The sequence below is a fragment of the Tardisphaera saccharovorans genome (genome assembly GCF_046635845.1).
In the GTDB taxonomy this organism is placed as follows: domain Archaea; phylum Thermoproteota; class Thermoprotei_A; order Marsarchaeales; family UBA168; genus UBA168.
The window spans coordinates 178,625-198,031 of sequence record NZ_JAQQXN010000001.1; the positions used below are offsets into that span (position 1 = coordinate 178,625).

The following is a 19,407-nucleotide window of genomic DNA, read 5'->3' on the forward strand; positions in this document are numbered from 1 at the left end:
ATGCATGAACTTCAATGGACTTCGAAATAATCACGAAAGATAGGGGAAGAGATCACCTTCGGCAGCTTTTGGTGAACGGGGAGGTCGCGTCTCAGGTTCACGTGATAGATTACGTTATGAACGTTAGATCAACGCAGTTCAAGATGGCCGGATGGGGAGGGGTTGAGACGCGTCCCGCGTTTCGCAGGAAGGGACTTAGCAAGGTGCTTTTAGAGGATACCGTCAAGTACATGAAAGAAAAAGGCTATGACTTTTCGGTTCTCTTTGGCATTCCAAACTATTATCACAGGTTTGCCTTCGCCACATCTCTCATCGACGAGTCAAGGGCAATTGCCCCTTCGATGCCGTGGACAAAAGAAAGCGCTGATGAAGCCGAGGAGGTCGATGTAGACGAATTCGTGAAAAGCGAAAAAGTCAGGGAGACGTATTCCGAGGTGAACGAGGGCTGGAACGGAACCATACACAGAGACGAGACCGATTATGAAGTGCTTCTGAAGGCTAAGTACGAGGAGTTCTCCACCTTTACCAGTTCGATTCGCTTCTTGATGGCAGATGAAGGGTACGCCATAATCAGAGATGACATGGATAGGGAAGAGACGAGCGTGCTCGAGATAGGGGCAAAAAGCATCTCCTCCTACTTGTCTCTCCTTAAGAGTTCCGCGCAGATCGCTTGGAATGCCGGACGGGATCACTTTCATGTAAATGTTCCTCCTGATCATCCGTGCCTTTCCGCGCTCAGGAAACGCGGATATCGTATGGCGTTGTCCTATTCCTTTGACGCGGGGGCCATGGCAAGGACCGTGAACTTGAAGGAAGTTCTCGAAAAGCTTTCGCGCTACTTTGATGGCCTTTCCTTCTCGGACGGAGAAGAAACGTATCGCGTGAAAGGAGGAGAAGTGAGCGAAGGAAAAGATGGCGAGGCGATAACGTTGAGGCCGGGACAAATGGCCCAGATACTTATGGGATATATGAGGGCTTCTACGGTCGCGGAGTTGCCGGCAAGCGCAGCAAGCGTTCTGGATAGCAGGTTTGGCGAGGCGGTTCCATACATGTGGTGGATCGATCGCTTCCGAGCGCGGCGGTTTGCGAAAGTTTTTTCAAGAGATTGACAGGCTTCGGCCTTTTTCGTGATCACGGTTTCAGCTCGCTCACGAACGGGATAAGGTTGTCCGGCAATCGCGCAAATCTTCGGCCCGCGGCGCGAGGGCATAGCCCCTAAGAGCGGGTAACCCCGTATATGGCAAGCACTGCCTCCAGTTCCCTCTTGGCCACGGCGGGGTCGAAGGGCACGTCGGTTCCCTCCTCCACGCTTTTAATGAAGGCTTCCAGCTCCGCCCTAACCGGATCGTAGCCAGCCACCGGGTACTTCTGCCCGTTCACCACGAGCCCCCTGTACACGGGCGTGTTCTCGCGGCGCCCCCCTCTGTACTCAGCTCCCTTCACGTTCCTGAGCTCCCCCTGCGGGTCCTCGTAAAGGCTTCCCGCTTCCCCTACCACCTCGAATTCCGGCAGCGAGGAGGGCGGGTAGCGGTAGCCCCATGAGTAAAAGAGGAGGCCGACGGCACCGCTCTTAAACGCGAAAAGCGCGGCGGACGTGTCCTCGCCCTCCATGGTCGTCCCTCCCTTGAGGGCCTTCCCGGTGACCTGGGAGTAATCTCCCCCCAGGCTGAGCATCGTGTCCACGTAGTGTATGCCGCCATCTATGAGCGCTCCCCCTCCCATCTCGGCGCGCTCCCTCCTCCATCCCGATGCATCGTAAAAGCCCTGGCTCCTGACGATCACCGATATGGCGCGGCCTATCGTCCCCTTATCGATCAGCTTCTTTGCCTCAACAACTGAGGGATCGAAGTGCCACTGGTCGGCCACCATGAGCTTCTTTCCCGTGATCCTGCTGGTCCTTATCATCTCCTCAGCCTCCTCAGCGCTCGTGGCCATGGGCTTCTCGACCACCACGTGCTTTCCCCTCTTCATGGCCTCGATGGCCACCGGAGCGTGAAGGCTGTGGGGCAAAACTATGTCGACAACGTCAGCATCCGAGGAAAGAGCCTCCTCTATGGAGCCGAATACCCTTTTCAACTTGAACTCTGCCCTGAGTTCCTTCACAACGGTGGCATCCCTCTCCATGACGCTCACATCAACCCCGCTCAGCGCCCTTAGGTGAACCCTGCCGTAGCCCCGGGCGCCCATCACAACTACTTCCATGATGGGGCAAGGCCTCAGGGAATTTAAGTTTGTCGCCATGGGCCTAAACTGAAGAGCTAGGGAGCAAAGGGCTGGGGTTGACCGCTATGGCCTCTCATCTCCCCAGCAGGGACCGCCCATTCCCCAGCCCCTGCCGCCGCCCATGCCCATCCCTCTTCCTCTTCCTCCTCCCATTCCCCTTCCCCTCGGTCCTTCTCCGATCTCGGTCGGGGCCGTGACCTCGGGAAGGCTGCCCTGGGCTATGAGGGATATCGCCTGGTCTGCCCTTCCCTCAAAAGCGTACAGCTTTGCCTTTCCCTTTGCCAGCTTGAACTCGTACTCTCCGAACTCCCTGAGCACCAGCGCGTCCGCCCCCTTGTCCAATATGGCCTTGACGGCCCTTATCCCCCTGCGGAGAGGGACGTTTGGGCTCATGTTTGCGGGTCTCTGTATGAAGAGCGCCGGGTTGGCGTACGTTTCGGCCAGCTTGTAGGTTCCGCCGTCCACCTCGTACACGCGAACCTCCTGAGCGCGTCCCGGAGAGTCAACGTAACCTTCAGTGCACAAAACCGCGACCTTCAACTCTATCGGTTAACGTGATGCGGGGGCTTATATCGGTTTCCCTTTATCTTTTAACCGATTATCGTGAGGCGATGGCTCTGTCAATTGGTACGAGTAACCGATATCTTTAAATATATCGACTAAAAGATATATGGAGAAAATGCCAAGAGGAAGATGCTGGAATTGGTACGGGTGGGGGCCCGGATATGGACCGGCTTACGGACCCGACTACCTTCCAAGGGGATGGACTGGCCCTGGTCCCCATGGCCTCGGTTTGGGCCTTGGCAGAGGAGGAGGACGTTGGTACGGAGGGCCATGGGGCTTGGGATGGCTGGTCTACGACGCGCTAAGGGAAGGTCCGAAGAGCGGAAAGGAGATAGCGGACTGGGTGACCTCCAAGTTTCAGGCACCGCTGGTAGCCGACTACCTGACTCCCTTGCTTGACTGGTGGGTTAGCATCGGGTTCCTCAAGAAGGGCGAGGACGGAAAGTACAGCCTTACTAATACCGCGTTTACCCCCTGGAGGCCCTGGTGGTAGGACCGAAACCGACTTTTTTTAAGTGCAGCGAGCTTCAGGCCATTTAACAAGGCGGGGAGCGCTCATCATCTTGTTTTCGCGCTTACCAGCTAAGCAGCCTGCTTGATTTACTTAATGCCTCTTCTAGTGCCCTCAGGGCGCTCCTGCGCCCTTTTAGAGCAAACCTGATCGGACTGCAGCTCGCCGCGTGCTCAGCGATCCGGCTTGGAAACGCCTCCTTTTATCTGAGCAGCGGTTCTAAGTTATCGCTGAGTTACCCCTTAAAGGACCCGGTGAAGTTGTCGGCTATGGGCGCATGGGACCCGCGTTCGGGTTGTTCAGGTCGTGCTTTAGAAAGCCCTTAGACCTAAGGCCCAAGCCCTAGGCATCCCTCGGAGGAAGGGCTCTGGCGCGGGCTCGGCTTTGTGCGCTTCGTTGTCTTTCCGTTAACCCAAGCATGGCTCCCACAAACATGAGCAGGGAGCCGATCATGAATCCCCACATCAGCGGGAAGGCCAACACCGCGCCCAAGAGGGCAAGGATTGATCCGACCGTCACGTCAGGCTTATCCTTTCCAAGCATGTAAACGGCCACTGCACCTAGCCCTAGGGCGACCAGCGCAAAGCCAAGCCAAAAACCGAGCCAAGCGAAGCCGTAGGGGTACGCTCCGCGGTAATATCCCATCATTCCGAAGCCCATCCAGAAGGGCCAGAAAGCGCCGGCCACCGCTATCAGGACGGCTGCCATCACCTGAAGGGCGTAGCCAGATAGGACAAGCGCGAAAGCAGCCCTCTCGTTGCTCATGGCTATCACCTCACCACCAGCTGGCCGTACATGCCCATCTCGGCATGACCGGGATAGGTGCAAATGTACCAGTAGCTTCCAGGCTGTACGTGCAACGCGTAGGAGTAGGAGTACGCCTGCCCGGTCGAGTAGTCCGCAGGGGGTAGAAATGGGACCATGCCGTAGCCCATCTCGTACGGCATAGCGTTGTAGGGATAAGGAGGAGGTGCCCGCGTTATCACGAAGTTGTGGTACATGCTGCTGTCCAGGTTGATTGTGGTCAAGTTCACGGTAGATGGCGTCTCGAAAACTATTGTGGGGTCGATAAGGCCATCAACGACGAAAACGTCATGGGTTGCGTACGCAGGGGGGACAGCCCCGGTGAGGTTCATGGCCCTTTCGTGGCCCATGGTGAAGATCAGCAGGTTTGCGTTGGAGGAGTAGACAACAACGGTGTCGTTCGACTGGAAGGCGGCGGTCCCAGGCAAGAGCTGGTGAAGCATTTCCACGGATTGGGAAATGGTGAGCGTCCTGAAGCCATTACCCGCGTAGAGTTCCCCTCCCATCATCTCAGGCCCCGCCCCAACCGCTGACGGACCATAACCGCCCATCCATCCCCCGTAAGCGGGGTACTTCCCTCCGTTCAGCTCGCCTGGTGCCCGTGCTGCAAGGTAATTGCCCACGTACGCTGAGGCCATCAGAGAGCCCGCCCCGACTCCAAACAGTAAAATTACCGTTATCAAAGCCAATTTACTTTTCATTTAGTTTACCCAAGTATAAACGTTCGGAGCGATTTAGAAATTTCCTGAAACGATTCGAAACGGTTGCGGTGAAAGCTTGAAAATTCATGAGGGGTTTCCTGAAACGATCGCCCTTTTTGCCTCGCTCCATCTTCCTCGGGCTTTCCTCCGATCACCCAGGGCGCAAGCTCCACTAAATTGGTCTTTCCGCTTGGCGTAACCGTGACCACCTTTCTCTGCTGCAGCCTGCTCACCACGCGGTGAGTCTTGAGCCTCGTGAAGCCCGTTTCCCTCGTTATGTCCTTCTGCAGGCACTTGCCACCGCGCTTTCTTAGGCAGTCCACGACCTTTTTCTCGTCTGGCATGAGAGAGGCGTAAACGGCATCGAGGCCGGTCTGCGCGCCTTGGGTCTGCCCGCTTGAGACCATCGTGGCCGCGAGGCCGGCCACCCCGAAAACGGCCATCATGGCAATCGCGAAGAAGGAGGCCATTATGAGAAACATGGGTAAGTAGTCGCCTCCGTAACTGTACTGCATGAGCTTTCCCATGCTGTAGCCCATGAGGGAAAGCGCGGAGTAGAGCAGCACCAGGAGAGCTGTCGAGGCCGCGAAGATAAGTGCGAAAACTGTTTGCCTGCGCATGGATATCCCGCTTACGTTCGTAAGACGCGCGCACGGATAAAAGCGTTGGCCAGCCTGAGAAGGCGATCGTTGGCTCGGGGGGAGCTTCACCGAACTTGACATGGCGCTTACCTTTACGGCGATGCGTTTTTCGTTCGACGCAGCAGCTCATCTTTGCCAGATCCCTCTTAAAGGACTGGGCTGCTAGCTTGATGCCCTCTGATATGGTGGGAAACACGTGGGGGGCATCAATGAGGTCCTCAACGGTGAGACCGCACTTTATCGCCAGCGCTGCTCCGGATATAAGTTCGCCGGCGTTGGGCGCCAACGCATGTGCCCCAACCACCTTGCGGCTGGATGAGTCCACCACGAGCTTGAAGGCACCCTCGACTTCCCTTGCGATCCTGGCCCTGGGAACCCATGAGAGGTCCAAGAGCCGCGCCTCAGCCGTGCCTGGATAATCGGCCTGAGCATAACCCACCGATGCCAGCTGCGGGTCCGTGAAGATCGACCAGGGGAATTGCGCCAAATCTATCTCCTTTTCGGCGTGGTCGTATATGTTCTCGGCGGCTATGGCTCCCTCTTTGGCCGCCAAGGCCTCAGCCATTATTCCCTGATCCACCACGTCGCCTGCGGCATAGATCCTCGGATTGCTGGTGGCCATCGTCGGGTGAACGCGTACTCCCCTCTCGGAGTAGCGCACGCCCGCTTTTTCGAGCTCTAGTTCCGAGACATTTGGAGACCTACCAGCCGCCACCAGCACTTGGTCCACCTCCACCTCATTCACATCGCCACCATGGGCAAACCTCAATGACTTTCCGCTTGATGACCTCCCAATTTTTATGACCTCAGCTCCAAGCTCCACGCGTACTCCCTCAGACCTAAGCACGTGGGCCAAGCGCTCGCTGAGCTCTGGCTCTGCCTTGGGCACCAGCCTTGGGCGCCTCTGGAATATGGTGACGCTTGACCCAAGCCTGCTCAGCGCTTGTCCAAGCTCGACCGCCACGGCTCCCCCGCCTATGATGGCGAGCCGCTGGGGAAGCGCGTCGAGATCCCACACGGTGTCGCTCGTAAGGTAACCAGCTTCTCTGAGCCCTGGCACGTCGGGCACCTTGGGCCTGGATCCGGTGGCTATCAGAAAGTTATATCCCTTGAGTCTAAGCCCGGATTCGCGAACGATCACCTCGTCTTTTCCCGTGAACGAGGCCGTCCCCTCGACTAGCCGAACGTTGTCGTATGCGGCTATCACGTCCTCGTACTTGGAGGTCCTCTCCGAGGCGACCGCTTCCCTAAGGGAGCCCATAAGCGTAGCGAAGTCCACTTTAGGGCGAATTACCTCAAATCCGGGATACCTTGGATGAGAGGCCCTGTAAGCGTCCCCTGCCGCCTCTATGAGGTACTTCGAGGGCACGCATCCCACGTTTACGCAGGTCCCACCCAAAGGGCCTTTCCCCACCATAGCTATTGATGCCTGTCCTGTCGTTATTTCCGATGCCCTTATGGCTGCCGCGAAGGCCGCCGCCCCTCTGCCAATTATGACAAGATCGTAATCGCCTGCCTTACTCACTTTCCTCGCCCCTGAGCTGAGCTCTATACGGCGACCTGCCTGAGAAAACCGGCAGCCTTTCCAGCTCCTTCGGGTCCACCTTATCTGGGTCAATAAGCACCTCGGCCCTGCCCTCGCGAAGCGAGACCTTTGCGTCTATGACGCCTGTTCTCTCCCTTAGGCCCTTTGTCACTTTAACTACGCAGTCATCGCAGCTCATTCCAAAAACCCTAAGCAAAACTTTTTTCTGCATAATTTAACAAGCCGCTTTATTTTTAAGAAATAAAGTTCATAAAAATAAAGTTGCTTTAAAAGTTTAAAGTCCAGTAGCCCGGCTATATTTATGTCAGAAGAGGCCTGCATGATTGAGAGCAACGGAAGGCAGATATGCATTTACCCATCGCAGAAGGTCATCCGCGTCCTGGGAAAGCAGTACACGCTGCTCATAGTTGGGCTTTTGGGCAACAGGGGTGAGCTTGGCTTTAACGACATAGCCAGAGCTGTGGGAAGGCCCAGGGCGAATCTCCTATCGCAGAGGCTCCGCGAGCTCGAGGAGGTAGGGCTTGCGAAGCGGCGCATCATACAACAAAGGCCAGTTCGCGTTGCTTACTCGCTTACCGACGCTGGCCTACAGCTAAGGAAATTACTCATTCCGGTGTTCGAGTGGCTGGAATCAGTTCAAAACAATGACAAGGGCGGGTGAGCTTATCGCGTCAGCGATGGGCTCGCAGCGGGTATCAGCGGGTTTCTCGGAGGGCAGGTTTTTATCTCCTTGCGCTTTCAAAATCGTAAGATGACAGCGAGGGACGATCCGCGCAAGGCGTTCTACATTGGGCTTGGCATAATGTTCGTACTTTTTGGCATCTCCGCGGTGATAGGAGTTCTTTACAGGTATCCCATCAGCGCGACCGCACCTGACTACTTTGGCTGGATTGGCGGGCTGGCTGGCGTTGCCGTTGCCATGCTATGGGCCATATTCGTGATATGGGCCATATCTTTCTTCTTCAAGTACTTTCCTCATTCCTCAAGGTATAGGGATTACTGGGCCAGGGATGAAGCACTTGAGATACTGAGAGAGAGGTACGCAAAGGGAGAAATAACGAAGCAGGAGTTTGAACAGATGATGCAGGACTTGAAGAGGGCGAGGGAAGAGAGCAACAGCTAGGTTCAAGTACGCGTCAAAGCTGCGTCCCCCTGAGCGCAGGAAAAAGTAAATTTCTTTTTGGAGTGCCGCAGATGCGCATTGAGGATTGACGTAGCACCAATCGACAAGCACGCTTGTCCTTTTTCCAACTTTACCTACTCCATGGGTTGGCGCGTTCTGCAAGGGAACCATTGGGAGCACTGGGACAGGGTTCATTATGGTATTTTGGCGAGCGATTTTCAATTTTTACTGCCGGTATGCTTGGGCCGTTTCCCTCCACGCGGGCTTCCTGCTCTGCCTGCAGGGGCAGCCGACCGATGGACAGGTTTTACTCGCGAATTCGATGGTCTGCTGCGTTCACTAATCCAAATAATCAGTTTTTTGGTGGTAAGCTTTATGGAGGGCAGGGCCATCCCAGCAAATGATAGAGAGAACGTTTGTGGGTAGCTGGTACAGGACTCCAGAGGTCGAGGCGTTGCTGAGGGAGAGCCCTACCGGGGAAATCGCGAACCACGAGAAAGAAGTGGAAAGGGCCGAAAGGACGGCCATACGCGAGCAGTTACATCCTTTGGGCGGTAACTCAAAGGGCCTGACGTGGGTAAGCAACGGGGAGCAGAGGAAGAGCGGATACACCACGTACCTGCCCAACAGGTTTCATGGTTTCTCCTCGACCGAGAAAGTGCCGCAACCTGGGCTTCCAGGGTTGGTGGAAGAGCTCAAGGAGGCGAACCCAGCCCTCTTAGCGGCTCTTTCCTCTCAGAGCGTGATCGCTTCCCTCCCGAAGGTTGAGGACAGGTTGGCCTACGTTGGCGCGGCCCTCTCAAGGGACGAGGCCCAACAGGCCGTGAGATTGGCCAGAGAGGAGGGGGCGCCCAAGGTTTTCGTTACCGCACCATCACCAGGGGTAATAACGGTGTTCTTTCCCCCGGGCAAGGCATATCGCGATCACTTGGAGTACTTGGGGGCTCTCTCTGCCGAGATAAGAAAAGAGTATGAGGCCATACTCAGCGTCGATGGCGCCTACCTGCAAATAGACGCGCCCGACCTTGCCATGGCAAAGCAGCTCTCACCCGATTGGGGCATCGACTTCTACGAGGCCCTTCCGCATCACGTAGACGCCATAAATGAGGCGGTGAAGGGATTGCCCAAAGAAAGGATAAGGGTTCACTATTGCTACGGTAACTACCTTTCATCTCACGTTAGCGACGCCGACTTCAGAAGGGTGCTGCCTGAAATAGCTAGGCTTAACGTGAGCGCCATAGTGGGGGAAACGGCCAATCCTAGGCATGAGGGCGACGTGCTGATCTACGAGGATTACGTTAGGGAGCACGGGTGGCCTAAGGGATTAAAGCTGGCCGTAAGCGTGGTGGACGTCAAGACACCTTTCGTTGAGTCAGCGGAGACGGTTGCGGTAAGGCTGGATAGGTACGCCGCATTCCTGGGAGCGGAGAACATAATGGCCAGTACCGACTGCGGCTTCCAGACCTTCTTGGGTTTGGATAACGTGCCCAAGGCGATAGCCCTTAAGAAGTTAGCGGCGATCGCGGAGGGAACGGAGTTGGAGGAAAAGAGGCTTGGGCTGGCTTGAGCGTTCCTAGGGAAAAGCGAAACGGGCGCGTAACATCGCGCGCCATGACTTTTTTGCGTTAGTATTTTTGCGTTAGTAGAGGATCAGGGGTCGTAGGTCCGTTGGGAGAGGCGAGTTTACCGCGCCCAGCACGATGCGAGGCTCGATAAGAGATGAAGAAGCTCAAGGCACTAAACTCGACCAGCGAATGGGCTTTTGCATTGGGTTTATAACTGCATGGGTATGAATAATTATGCAATACACGCGCTTGGGTGGTTCGGGATTAAAGGTTTCTAGGATATGCCTTGGGACGATGTCCTTCGGCAATACCGCCGACTGGATGGTCGAAAAGGAGGAAGCGTTCAAGGTCCTTTCGAGGGCATGGGACCTGGGCATAAACTTCTACGACACGGCCAACGTCTACTCCAGGGGAAGGGCCGAGGAGATACTGGGCGAGTTCCTTCAGGGAAGGAGGGAGGACGCCGTCGTGGCCACCAAGGTTTTCGGCAGGATGGGCGATGGGCCCAACGATTCTGGGCTTTCGAGAAAGCACATTTTGAGGCAGATAGACGCATCCCTCAAGAGGCTTGGCACCGATTACGTGGACCTCTACCAGACCCACAGGTGGGATTACGACACCCCGATCGAGGAGACCCTTTCCACGCTTACGGACCTAGTCCACGAGGGAAAGGTGAGGTACATAGGGGCCTCAAGCATGTGGGCTTACCAGTTCGCGACCGCCTACTTCACCGCCGAGATGAAGGGATACGAGAAGTTCGTGAGCATGCAGAACCTCTACAACCTGCTCTACAGGGAGGAGGAAAGGGAGATGATACCGTTTTGCAAGGAGCATGGTGTGGGGCTTATACCTTGGAGTCCCGACGCCGTTGGCGTCCTATCAGGAAGGTATTATAAGGATGGAAAACTGGTAGTCGGGCCGAACGATAACAGCAGGTTGAGGCCTGGAGGCGGAGATCACGGTATATACATAGCTCCTCCTGAGAACGCCGAGATAGTGAAGAGGGTCATAGAGGTGGCAAAGAACAAGGGGGCTACTCCGATGCAGGTGGCTCTAGCATGGCTGCTTTACAAAGGGGTAACTGCGCCCATAATTGCTACCACCAAGGTAGAGCATCTAGAGGAGGATGTGGGAGCGCTCGACGTCAAGCTGACTGACGACGACGTTAAGTACATGGAGGAGCCATACAGACCTAAGCCTATCTATGGTCACCGCTGAGGTTGACGGTCGGCCGAAATCTGACGGGCGTTTTTTCTGACTGGTTTTTTATTTGGTTATGGGTACCTTTTTATTCGCTTGCTCGCTTAAGCTGTCAAATCATCGCTATCATCGCACGTAGTATTTCAGATCTCGCCTTCCCTTTATATCGCCAAATTGGTCGCCTAAATGACAATGAGCTTGGCCATTACTTGATGAGCTCAGTCACCGTTCGCCACTCGTCGAGTGTGGCTTCTTGCTGTCTGCGTTCTGCGTCAAAGCCGGTCCGCGTTTAGAAGAGGCACGACGCTGCTTTCGGCTTTCTCAAATTCTGGAAAATACAGGTGATTCAGGAGGGATAATGTGTTGAGGTAATGCTCGAACTTTCAAAATCGAGCATCCGCTGTTAGGCTGAGGCCCCTGTTGTAGAGGTGTCCGTGGGCTCGCACAGCGGTTTTCCCTAACCTTGACTTGTGGAGGTTGTTCGTGCCCACGATGCTAAAGTAGCTTGAGATGCGGGCTTTTGCTGCTTCGCGACTCGGTAGGAAAACGTGTTTTTGCTAGTTCCCTGCTTCATAGTGTAAGCATAGGAAGCAACTTTCTGAGGAAAGGATACCCAATGCGATGGAATGAGCGATCTCTGAGCGTCTCTTCGGCGGCAAGCTGTTGGATAAGCCGTAACGGACCTTTTGATCTTCGGCATCGGCAGGACTCGAATAGAGGTGAAGAGAAGGAGCGACAGAAAAGCTACTAGGTCATCGTCCATCGTCTGAGGAGTTTAGGTCTACGTTAGGAACGGTTGCGATACTCGAGCTCATCCTCGCTTACACCACATCCCAGGCCGCCCTCTTTTACCCCTTAGCAAGAGGCCATAAGGGTGTGCTCTGGCTTCAACCATGAAGGTTTAGATCGCCAGTGAAAAGGCGTAAATGCGCACGCGGTCTCCATTCGCCATGAAATGGGTCACAAGGGAAAGAGCTCACGTTGACAGGATAGCGTGCCCTTGGCTGATAAGTAAGTTCGTGGACGCTAGCGCTGAGTTCCTTTTCGTGCCAGCTGATTCGGTAAAAGAGATAGCGGAGAAGGAAGGAGCGATTCCCTTTGACGTTCCAGGTGTCGAGCTCACGCATTACTTTGAGGGAGGTGAGGAACGCGTCTCCTTTGATGCCATAATAAGGAAATATGGCCTTAAGGATCCAGCGCTGCTTGAGCTCGCAAAGGTAGTGAGGGGAGCTGACGCTAAGGTCCCTAACCCTCCACCGGAGTCAGCTGGCCTTAGGGCTGCAGCTGCGGGCTTCAGGTTGATATCCAAAGACGATTACGATAACATGCGCTTGCAGTTTCCCCTTTACGATGCCCTTTATGCGTACTTCAAGCAGCGGGCGCAGTCACAGTAATAGATGGTCAGGCTTCTACCCGCTACGCCCAGCCAGCAAGCCCTTTATGAAGCTTTCCAGCGCAGCGTTGTAACCTTCCCTGTTTTCCCACATGGTGAGATGAGAGCAGTTCTCGAAAACAATTAACTGGGAGCCTGTGATCTTCTCATGAATTACTTCCGCGACTTTAGGCGTCACCTCATCATATTCGCCCACGGTTATGAGCGTTGGGAGGTGAATCTCCGAAAGCCTGTCGGTTATGTCCCAGTTCTTTATGGTCCCCGTTATGGTGAACTCGTTCGGTCCGTTCATAACCCTGTACACGTTCCTCTTCTCGGCGAAGTCAAGGGAGATCTTGACCGGTGGCGGCACGTCTGGCAGCCTAAGCAAGTGCTTCGAGTAGAACTCCTGCACAGCCCTCTTATAGGCTGGATCCTCTTCATCCCCGGTTTGCTCGAAGCGCCTTATGGCCTCTCTCGATTCCTCGGATAGTCCCTCTATTAATCTCTTCATCTCGGAGACTGCGAGCGGAACGCTTGAGAGTCCTCCTGAAATTATGAGGCCGCGCAATCTGTCCTGGTACTTAAGGGAGTAGGCTAGGGCGAGAGCGCCACCGTAAGACGATCCCATCAGGAACACCTTTTCATTACCCACGAGCTTTCTTCTGAGCTCCTCGGCCTCCTCTATCCCGTACTCGATGGTGAACTTGGACCTGTCTGGCTCTTCCGAGCGACCACATCCAAATTGATCGTAAAAGATCACGGTTATTCCCCTATCCGCCAGGTCGGCAAGGGGTAGGAGGTAGTCGTGCGAGCTTCCTGGTCCCCCGTGCATGGTGAGGAGCTTCGCGATCTCAGGCTGAGCTCTCACTATTTTGTAGTATATTTTAAGTCCTAAGACGTCCTTAAATCCCTCTTCTACGACGACCATGAGCCATTTCTTTGTTGGCTGCCTTATATGGGTTTTTGACGTGGCGGAGTTTGGGGGGGCGGAAATTCGCTTTCCTAAGGATAGCATGGATGGCCTTTCTCAGGGGAGTGCGACAAATTTAACAGCTATACGGAAAACATGTACACTACGAAGGGCGCTGCGATCAGCCCCATTATAAATTTAACAGCTATACGGAAGCCGGTACATTGTCCATTGGGGCTCTGCCCTTGGAATGCAGACGACGCGCTTACGGACGGTAAGACCAACGGGGCCTTGAAGTCGCGAGCCCTGCTGAATGAAGCGAGAAGTTCCTCTGCCAGTACAGGGTAGTCCACTGAGTCTCTGTTCTCTTAATAATCGCGTACGCAGATATTTTGAAGTACTGTAGATTAGATTTTCAGTTGTCTCAGAAATAGCTCTCCCTACATAGAAACCTTTTCACAATTTCGCTGCAGCGTAAAAAATCAGGTAAATTTGACCGTAGGCGGAATAAGTTCACGATCATGGGTTAGATTTTACCTGTATCCTCTGGCGTTTATCTTCAGGTGCATGATTGTGTAGAGCACTATCCACGCGCTGACCAGAACAGCTATCATGAATACGAAGCTGGATATGGCCATCTGTATGTTTCCGCTTAGGATGTGACCAGAGGCACACCCGTTGGCCATCCTAGCGCCGAAAAGCACCATGAAAGTACCGATAAAGGCACCCAAAGCCCTCTTGCCCTCGCTAGGGCCGAAATTATGCTGCCATACGAATGGAACCTGCTTCTTGTAACCCATGAAGCGCTTGGTAATTATGCTGGCCGATATCAGGCCGCCCAAGAAGGTGCCTAAATCAGAGAATGGTTCCCATCCAATTTCGCTGAACGGCTTGTTGACCGGTATACCGTTTACTATGTGCATACCGCCGAAAAGCTGGAAGTATGGATTTGCGGCAGCCCAGGATGGGTTCACCAAATAAGACAGTTGAGCCCCTATCCATGAATAAGTAGTGGATTCGCCAAATATCTGATGCAATATTATAACAGCCACGGCAGTTATAGTGAACTCAAGGCCAAGCAGAATAATCATCCTGGCATTTTTAATGCTGCTTTCGTTAACAAGTCTAGTTATGAAGGGTCTGGCGTTGGGGTACTTTTGGGATTCTTCATCTATTACTTCATCAAACCTCACGATCTCCTGATTGTTTCCCGTCAGATGGTATCCGCATGACTGCTTGACTGGTTGGCCTGGATACCTGGGCAGAAGCAGGAACAAGGAAATCAGTATTGCTCCAAATACAAGGCTGACCGCAAAGATCTCTGGCTTACTTATGGCACCAACGACACTGGCCCATGTGATTGGCCCGTAATTCATGGTTTCCCAGAAGAATGGCTTAGCAGCTCCAAATATCACGGACCAAGTGAAGGCGCCGAGCAAGCCACCTAACACTGCATATATGGCATCTCTGCGACCTTGCCCTAGCGCTATCCAAACGGTGCCAGGGAAGTAACCGGCTATTCCTACCCCCGCTCCAAAGATCAAACCACCTATAACCACGCCTGGAACAAAGAAGTCTTTAATGCCGAAGTTGGGGTGAGGTACTATTAGGTTCACGGCATAAAGTAGGATAGCACCTACTCCTATTGCGAATCCGAAGCATACCATTAGGAACCTATCCTGAAATGCCATCACCCTGAACAGGGTATCAGGATCGGAAAAGTTCCAAATCTCAAGCGGGGTTGCGAGGAGTATGCCCGCTACGACGCCCAGTACTAGGGGTGCCTTGTATATATGCATGACATCCTGCATGTATATCCCGCCGAACAGCATCATGATAGAAACTATAAACAAAATAGTGCTGGCAACGACATAAACCCGTTCGTCCTTCTTCTCATCCGACATTTGCTATTGCCATGTATAGTATTCACAGGTGCGTATAAGTTTTTCCTATTACTGATAAAATTATCCAGAATTCGACATTGTGTTGAACCGGTTCGAGATGAAGTCATTTCCCCTTGCGCCTTAGTGCAAAAGATGGGAGCGCTAGCCGTCGCGTTGCGATTGAGATCATATCGTCGAGCGGCCGAGAATACGCTGTGATCTCCACGTCTTCGTGTTTTGTGTCAAGAGGGGGCTTAATGCTTCGATCATGTTGTTGTGTTTAGGTCAAATCGTCACGATTATGAATAATTTGTCATAAAATAGATACCTTTAAACGTGTCCTTCGGAAATGCCTCGACCAAAGGTGAAGATACTGTTAGCGGTTGATTCGGAAGACAAAATACCCATGTCGCTTACGGCTGCAGAGCACCTATCTGAAATGCCCGAAGCAGAGGTAGTGGAAGTGGTTTACCTTAACGGTGGAATAGCTGCCGTCGTTGAAAAGAACAGGATTGCACCGCTTATAAATAACCCTAAGGTGCAGGTTTACGCTTGCGGTACATCCATGGAAGCGCGCAACATAACGAGAGATGAGCTGGCCCCCGGTGTGATCTATGTCCCCGCTAGCTTGAAGGAAATAATCAAGAGAATTCAAGAGGGCTACATATACTTAACGCTTTGATTTTTTTGCATATTTAGGTGCTTATCTCCTAGTTGGGTTACGCGACGTCGAAGAAGGAATAAAGCCGAAGGATTATTCATGAAACCGACGAATTGCAATTTTATTCATCTTTAGGCACGCTTAAATTGAACCACGGAGCACTTCAATCGATATGGTTGCTAAGAATAAGGTTAGCGAAACCGTGCGCTTTATAATTAGGCAGAACGCGATATACCAGTTCTTAGTAAATAGTGGGCTTGTGAACTCGAATGCTCTTGCCCGGCAAATAAAGGACGCCGTGCAAACAATGACTGGAAAGGACGTAAAGGTAAACACGATCGCTAAGATAATATCGAGTATGAGGCCCTCGGACGTGAAGCCGTATATAGGGCTTCTCAACGTTGACGTCTCGCTGGATACAGATGTTGAAGAGTCAAACTACTCTTTTGAGGAATTCAAAGGGCTTGACCTGAGCCAGGTGTACCTGGCGCTGGTGAGCAACGGAAGGGTCGTTGTGCTGAAAAGGAAGAGTGCCGCAATCAACTCCGATTCCGTGCTCTTAAAGGTGACCTTCAGAGGAGGCGCTACCGCCTACCATCCCTTCTGGTTGCTCTTCAACAGCTTAGGTGTCGAAGTTAAGCATGTGGTAAGGCATGACAACACGCTATTCATATTTTTGAGGCGCTCTGATGCCATTCAGGCTCTGGCCGCGATAGAAAAGTTCTCAGCAGGTGCTGGGGTGACCAAAAGCGCTTTGTGAGAAGCTGGCTTTGACCTAAGTTGCTATTTGTTCTGATTGGGCGCACGGCGGTTCGGTTAATTCCTGCAAGAAGCGCATGCGACGCTAAAGGTCGGCGGAATGCCGAGGCATTTACGTAAAGCATGTACAGTGCAACCACTATTATTATCACCGCGAAAACCTGCGTAAGTCTCCTCTTCGGCATTCTGCCTGCCAGCTTTGCTCCTCCCCATCCGCCCAAGATCCCTCCAACGACGTAAAGGGCTGCGACCAAGACGTTGACCTCACCGCTTATGGCGTACCTGGCCGCGGTTGTGACCCCGAAAGTGCCTACGGCTATCAGAGAAGTTCCTACCGCCTCAATTATGTTGAGGCCACCGGATATTATGAGACCTGGCACTATGAGAAAACCCCCTCCTATTCCGAAGTAACCGGACATAAGTCCGACTAGGAAGCCCATTCCCGCTACCTTCAGTATTGAGCCCTTTATGTTTGGTTCCGCAGCGACGTTGACGCACTTCCTTCTGAGCATGTAGGCGGCTATGACGAGCATCAGTATGGCGAATATGAACAGGAGCTTTTTTCCCGGTGTTAGGAGCCCAAGGTCGCTACCTATGAGCGCGCCCACTATTCCAGGCAGGCTGAACACCGCCCCCTCTTTCAGGTAAACGTGCTTGTCTAAGAAGTGCGGTATAACGTTTATGTAGGCGGTTATTCCAACGGCCAACGCGGTCGTCCCTATGGCCAAATGAGGATGATCGAATCCCACGAAATATATCAGGAGTGGGATGGCCAGAATAGAGCCGCCGCCTCCTATGAGCCCGAGAGAAAAGCCGACCAGTAGGCCCGACACAGCTGAAAGGGCCATCTGAAGTGGGGTGACCGTTATCAACGCAGGTCAACTTCGGAACGTGATAACCGTGTAGCCATCTTCTATCCTCGCGTTCGTCTCTACCGCCCCAAGTACTGGCTCAATTCCCGGAAAGATGTCTGCCTCGCTGAGTCCCTCCATGGCAAGGCTTACCTTGCAAGCCTTCAACGGTATGTGGGCCGCAAGCGCGGCATCCACTTGCTCCTTGAACTGAGGAGAACTTTGCTGGTTTTTGTTGACGGCCTCAACGCCTCTTCCCAGGAAGAGCATCTCCACAGTTGCCTTGGCTACGGTTGCAGCCTTAATGGAAAAGTTGAACGCAACCATTTCCGTGTTTATGTTATCTTTTCCCGTGTTTACCATGACCAAAATCTTTGCCATAAATAAGTTGGCCGGTCCGCTTTAAACCTTTCCGAAAAATGAATAATTTAGCTAAAATGTGACAATTTAGGTTCGCAAAGTGGCGAGCGGGATGCTCGTAAGGAGTAAGCGCGATAGTCATGGCCCACGCTTTGAAGGGTCATGTCGCAGGGATTACTTCTGGCCGGTGGCCTTCTGAGCTTTTTTGACCCCGAGTTTTTCCATGATGTCTTGCTGAATAACCTCAAGGCTTAGATCCTTGGTCTCTGGGACGTACTTCACGACGAATATCAGCGCGGCCACGCCCAATATTGCGTAAAGCAAGAAAGTGCCGGTCTTACCTAGAGCTTGAACCAAAAGCAGAAATGTGAGTGCCACCACGAAGTTTGATGCCCAGTTTGTGAGCGCGGCCATGCTGGTCGCCAATCCCCTCACGCTCAAGGGATAAATCTCCGATATGAGAAGCCAGAAGACAGGTCCAAGGCCTATGGCAAAGAATCCCACATATGCCATTAAGCTAATGGCCGCAAGCGAGCCCGTGAAGGGGAAGTGAGAAACGAAAGCCGTAGCTAGCAAGACAAGCGAGGCTACCATGCCGCTTAGGCTCACTATGAGAAGCGGCCTCCTTCCAAGCCTATCGATAAGAGTAAGGGCAACCAGCGTAACCACGACGTTTACTGCGCCAACGCCTACCGTTGCGAAAATGGCTGCGCTAGCGGATACAAAACCGGCCAGCTGAAATATCGTTGGAGCATAGTATATGACCGTGTTTATCCCGGTCACCTGCTGAAAGACCGCAAGCAAAACTCCGATGATGAGCATTGGCTTCACGTCAGGAGTGAAAAGCTCCTTCCACCCGGTTTTTTCTTCCGCTAACTCCTTTTTGATCCTTTCAATTTCTGCCTGCGCCGCCTCCTTAGTCTCGTGTATTTGCTGCAACACGACCATTGCCTGGTCGTAATGTCCCTTGTCAATGAGCCACCTCGGGCTTTCTGGCATCAGCGCCATGCCTATCACGAGAGCAAGACCTGGTATAACAGCTAAGCCAAACATGGCCCTCCAATTTGCCGCAGGGGCGAGGGCAAAGTCGATGAGGTATGCCACAACGATGCCAATGGTCAGCACGAACTGAGCTAGCGACACCAGCTTCCCCCTCACGTTTGAGGGCGAGATTTCCGATATGTATAGGGGGGAAGTGAAAGAGGCCAATCCCACGCCCAAACCAGTGATTATCCTACCTGCAACCAACAACGCACTATTAGGGGCAACTGCTGCGACAACGGCCCCTACGGTAAACAGGATGCCTGCCGTTACTATCGATTTTCTTCTCCCCAACCTATCGGCCAGCACACCTCCAGATGCAGCGCCCAGCAATGCTCCTATAAGCACCGAGCTTACCACAACCCCCTCTATCGAGTTGCTGAGCTGGAATTGCTGCTTTACAAAAAGTATGGCTCCTGAGATCACACCGGTATCGTAGCCAAAGAGCAAGCTGCCGATTGATGTAGTGAGAGCGGCTAAGTATACAAAATCTTTTCCTCCGCGCATCATGAACCCATCCTCACCCGTTTAAGTATATCTGAAGCGACTTTTATCGGTCGTGGTCTTATTCAAAAAGAATTTTTAGTAAAATAAGAAATTTTTCGTGTTTTTCAGCGTTTCACTTGGCGCGAAACTAAAACCGCTTAACGTGAACCAGACGGCGGTTTCGATGGCAGATTGCTTACCTA

Annotated in this window: 19 protein-coding genes and 2 pseudogenes; 9 read left to right on the forward strand and 12 right to left on the reverse strand. The window is 53.2% G+C overall.

From position 1 onward, the window contains the following. The first annotated feature begins 14 nt into the window (after positions 1-14). On the forward strand, positions 15-1,109 hold the full coding sequence (locus PRZ02_RS00950) for a GNAT family N-acetyltransferase (RefSeq protein WP_449463985.1): 1,095 nt from the start codon (positions 15-17) through the stop codon (positions 1,107-1,109). A gap of 106 nt (positions 1,110-1,215) precedes the next feature. Here the strand turns inward: PRZ02_RS00950 and PRZ02_RS00955 are convergent, their stop codons facing one another. After that, the gene (locus tag PRZ02_RS00955; protein ID WP_449463986.1) at positions 1,216-2,202 is read right to left on the reverse strand and encodes a Gfo/Idh/MocA family protein; all 987 of its coding nucleotides are present in this window, start codon (positions 2,200-2,202) and stop codon (positions 1,216-1,218) included. A gap of 84 nt (positions 2,203-2,286) precedes the next feature. Next, positions 2,287-2,763 (reverse strand): hypothetical protein, encoded by a 477-nt coding sequence (locus PRZ02_RS00960; RefSeq protein WP_449463987.1) that lies wholly within the window; start codon positions 2,761-2,763, stop codon positions 2,287-2,289. A 139-nt stretch (positions 2,764-2,902) separates the two neighbouring features. On the opposite strand from PRZ02_RS00960, the gene PRZ02_RS00965 reads away from it, so the two are divergent. Further along, entirely contained in the window at positions 2,903-3,280 is a 378-nt protein-coding gene (locus tag PRZ02_RS00965; RefSeq protein WP_449463988.1) for a hypothetical protein, read from the forward strand. Positions 3,281-3,640: 360 nt separating this feature from the next. Here the strand turns inward: PRZ02_RS00965 and PRZ02_RS00970 are convergent, their stop codons facing one another. From PRZ02_RS00970 to PRZ02_RS00990, 5 genes and pseudogenes are all read right to left on the reverse strand, one after another. Beyond that, entirely contained in the window at positions 3,641-4,063 is a 423-nt protein-coding gene (locus tag PRZ02_RS00970; RefSeq protein WP_449463989.1) for a hypothetical protein, read from the reverse strand. Between the two features lie 5 nt (positions 4,064-4,068). Then, the gene (locus PRZ02_RS00975; RefSeq protein ID WP_449463990.1) at positions 4,069-4,803 is read right to left on the reverse strand and encodes a plastocyanin/azurin family copper-binding protein; all 735 of its coding nucleotides are present in this window, start codon (positions 4,801-4,803) and stop codon (positions 4,069-4,071) included. A 5-nt stretch (positions 4,804-4,808) separates the two neighbouring features. Beyond that, positions 4,809-5,525 (reverse strand): helix-turn-helix transcriptional regulator, encoded by a 717-nt coding sequence (locus tag PRZ02_RS00980; protein WP_449464421.1) that lies wholly within the window; start codon positions 5,523-5,525, stop codon positions 4,809-4,811. Between the two features lie 43 nt (positions 5,526-5,568). Beyond that, positions 5,569-6,969, reverse strand: a pseudogene (gene merA, locus PRZ02_RS00985) (mercury(II) reductase); the annotation flags it as partial. Beyond that, positions 6,962-7,201: a heavy-metal-associated domain-containing protein gene (locus tag PRZ02_RS00990; protein ID WP_449463991.1), complete on the reverse strand. Its 240-nt coding sequence runs from the start codon at positions 7,199-7,201 to the stop codon at positions 6,962-6,964. The gene PRZ02_RS00990 and the pseudogene merA, both read right to left, overlap by 8 nt. Positions 7,202-7,291: 90 nt before the next feature. Between PRZ02_RS00990 and PRZ02_RS00995 the strand changes: the two genes are divergently transcribed. From PRZ02_RS00995 to PRZ02_RS01015, 5 genes are all read left to right on the forward strand, one after another. Beyond that, positions 7,292-7,651, forward strand: a complete 360-nt coding sequence (locus PRZ02_RS00995; RefSeq protein ID WP_449463992.1) for a winged helix-turn-helix transcriptional regulator — start codon at positions 7,292-7,294, stop codon at positions 7,649-7,651. A gap of 90 nt (positions 7,652-7,741) precedes the next feature. Further along, positions 7,742-8,113 (forward strand): SHOCT domain-containing protein, encoded by a 372-nt coding sequence (locus PRZ02_RS01000; protein ID WP_449463993.1) that lies wholly within the window; start codon positions 7,742-7,744, stop codon positions 8,111-8,113. A gap of 400 nt (positions 8,114-8,513) precedes the next feature. Further along, the gene (locus tag PRZ02_RS01005) at positions 8,514-9,680 is read left to right on the forward strand and encodes a hypothetical protein (RefSeq protein ID WP_449463994.1); all 1,167 of its coding nucleotides are present in this window, start codon (positions 8,514-8,516) and stop codon (positions 9,678-9,680) included. Positions 9,681-9,912: 232 nt separating this feature from the next. Then, the gene (locus PRZ02_RS01010; protein ID WP_449463995.1) at positions 9,913-10,896 is read left to right on the forward strand and encodes an aldo/keto reductase; all 984 of its coding nucleotides are present in this window, start codon (positions 9,913-9,915) and stop codon (positions 10,894-10,896) included. 932 nt (positions 10,897-11,828) lie between these two features. Beyond that, complete coding sequence (locus PRZ02_RS01015; RefSeq protein ID WP_449463996.1) at positions 11,829-12,272, forward strand: chromate resistance protein ChrB domain-containing protein; 444 nt, start codon at positions 11,829-11,831, stop codon at positions 12,270-12,272. A gap of 15 nt (positions 12,273-12,287) precedes the next feature. Here PRZ02_RS01015 and PRZ02_RS01020 read toward each other — a convergent pair whose 3' ends face one another. Together PRZ02_RS01020 and PRZ02_RS01025 are read right to left on the reverse strand one after the other, a co-directional pair. Next, on the reverse strand, positions 12,288-13,181 hold the full coding sequence (locus PRZ02_RS01020; RefSeq protein WP_449463997.1) for a proline iminopeptidase-family hydrolase: 894 nt from the start codon (positions 13,179-13,181) through the stop codon (positions 12,288-12,290). Positions 13,182-13,696: 515 nt separating this feature from the next. Then, positions 13,697-15,067, reverse strand: a complete 1,371-nt coding sequence (locus PRZ02_RS01025; RefSeq protein WP_449463998.1) for a YeeE/YedE thiosulfate transporter family protein — start codon at positions 15,065-15,067, stop codon at positions 13,697-13,699. 343 nt (positions 15,068-15,410) lie between these two features. Between PRZ02_RS01025 and PRZ02_RS01030 the strand changes: the two genes are divergently transcribed. Together PRZ02_RS01030 and PRZ02_RS01035 are read left to right on the forward strand one after the other, a co-directional pair. Beyond that, complete coding sequence (locus tag PRZ02_RS01030) at positions 15,411-15,728, forward strand: DsrE family protein (RefSeq protein ID WP_449463999.1); 318 nt, start codon at positions 15,411-15,413, stop codon at positions 15,726-15,728. A gap of 151 nt (positions 15,729-15,879) precedes the next feature. Continuing rightward, the gene (locus PRZ02_RS01035) at positions 15,880-16,467 is read left to right on the forward strand and encodes a hypothetical protein (RefSeq protein WP_449464000.1); all 588 of its coding nucleotides are present in this window, start codon (positions 15,880-15,882) and stop codon (positions 16,465-16,467) included. Positions 16,468-16,576: 109 nt separating this feature from the next. Here PRZ02_RS01035 and PRZ02_RS01040 read toward each other — a convergent pair. From PRZ02_RS01040 to PRZ02_RS01050, 3 genes and pseudogenes are all read right to left on the reverse strand, one after another. Beyond that, positions 16,577-17,314, reverse strand: a pseudogene (locus PRZ02_RS01040) (sulfite exporter TauE/SafE family protein); the annotation flags it as partial. A 30-nt stretch (positions 17,315-17,344) separates the two neighbouring features. Then, complete coding sequence (locus tag PRZ02_RS01045) at positions 17,345-17,698, reverse strand: DsrE family protein (protein ID WP_449464001.1); 354 nt, start codon at positions 17,696-17,698, stop codon at positions 17,345-17,347. Positions 17,699-17,851: 153 nt separating this feature from the next. Then, positions 17,852-19,225 (reverse strand): sugar porter family MFS transporter, encoded by a 1,374-nt coding sequence (locus PRZ02_RS01050; RefSeq protein ID WP_449464002.1) that lies wholly within the window; start codon positions 19,223-19,225, stop codon positions 17,852-17,854. Positions 19,226-19,407 lie beyond the last annotated feature (182 nt).

Bases quoted from the DNA above. Each gene is read 5' to 3' on its own strand.
- PRZ02_RS00950 (WP_449463985.1), top strand. From the start codon at position 15: ATGGACTTCGAAATAATCACGAAAGATAGGGGAAGAGATCACCTTCGG.
- PRZ02_RS00955 (WP_449463986.1), bottom strand. From the start codon at position 2,202: ATGGAAGTAGTTGTGATGGGCGCCCGGGGCTACGGCAGGGTTCACCTA.
- PRZ02_RS00965 (WP_449463988.1), top strand. From the start codon at position 2,903: ATGCCAAGAGGAAGATGCTGGAATTGGTACGGGTGGGGGCCCGGATAT.
- PRZ02_RS00970 (WP_449463989.1), bottom strand. From the start codon at position 4,063: ATGAGCAACGAGAGGGCTGCTTTCGCGCTTGTCCTATCTGGCTACGCC.
- PRZ02_RS00975 (WP_449463990.1), bottom strand. From the start codon at position 4,803: ATGAAAAGTAAATTGGCTTTGATAACGGTAATTTTACTGTTTGGAGTC.
- PRZ02_RS00980 (WP_449464421.1), bottom strand. From the start codon at position 5,525: ATGTCAAGTTCGGTGAAGCTCCCCCCGAGCCAACGATCGCCTTCTCAG.
- PRZ02_RS00990 (WP_449463991.1), bottom strand. From the start codon at position 7,201: ATGCAGAAAAAAGTTTTGCTTAGGGTTTTTGGAATGAGCTGCGATGAC.
- PRZ02_RS00995 (WP_449463992.1), top strand. From the start codon at position 7,292: ATGTCAGAAGAGGCCTGCATGATTGAGAGCAACGGAAGGCAGATATGC.
- PRZ02_RS01000 (WP_449463993.1), top strand. From the start codon at position 7,742: ATGACAGCGAGGGACGATCCGCGCAAGGCGTTCTACATTGGGCTTGGC.
- PRZ02_RS01005 (WP_449463994.1), top strand. From the start codon at position 8,514: ATGATAGAGAGAACGTTTGTGGGTAGCTGGTACAGGACTCCAGAGGTC.
- PRZ02_RS01010 (WP_449463995.1), top strand. From the start codon at position 9,913: ATGCAATACACGCGCTTGGGTGGTTCGGGATTAAAGGTTTCTAGGATA.
- PRZ02_RS01015 (WP_449463996.1), top strand. From the start codon at position 11,829: ATGAAATGGGTCACAAGGGAAAGAGCTCACGTTGACAGGATAGCGTGC.
- PRZ02_RS01020 (WP_449463997.1), bottom strand. From the start codon at position 13,181: ATGGTCGTCGTAGAAGAGGGATTTAAGGACGTCTTAGGACTTAAAATA.
- PRZ02_RS01025 (WP_449463998.1), bottom strand. From the start codon at position 15,067: ATGTCGGATGAGAAGAAGGACGAACGGGTTTATGTCGTTGCCAGCACT.
- PRZ02_RS01035 (WP_449464000.1), top strand. From the start codon at position 15,880: ATGGTTGCTAAGAATAAGGTTAGCGAAACCGTGCGCTTTATAATTAGG.
- PRZ02_RS01045 (WP_449464001.1), bottom strand. From the start codon at position 17,698: ATGGCAAAGATTTTGGTCATGGTAAACACGGGAAAAGATAACATAAAC.
- PRZ02_RS01050 (WP_449464002.1), bottom strand. From the start codon at position 19,225: ATGCGCGGAGGAAAAGATTTTGTATACTTAGCCGCTCTCACTACATCA.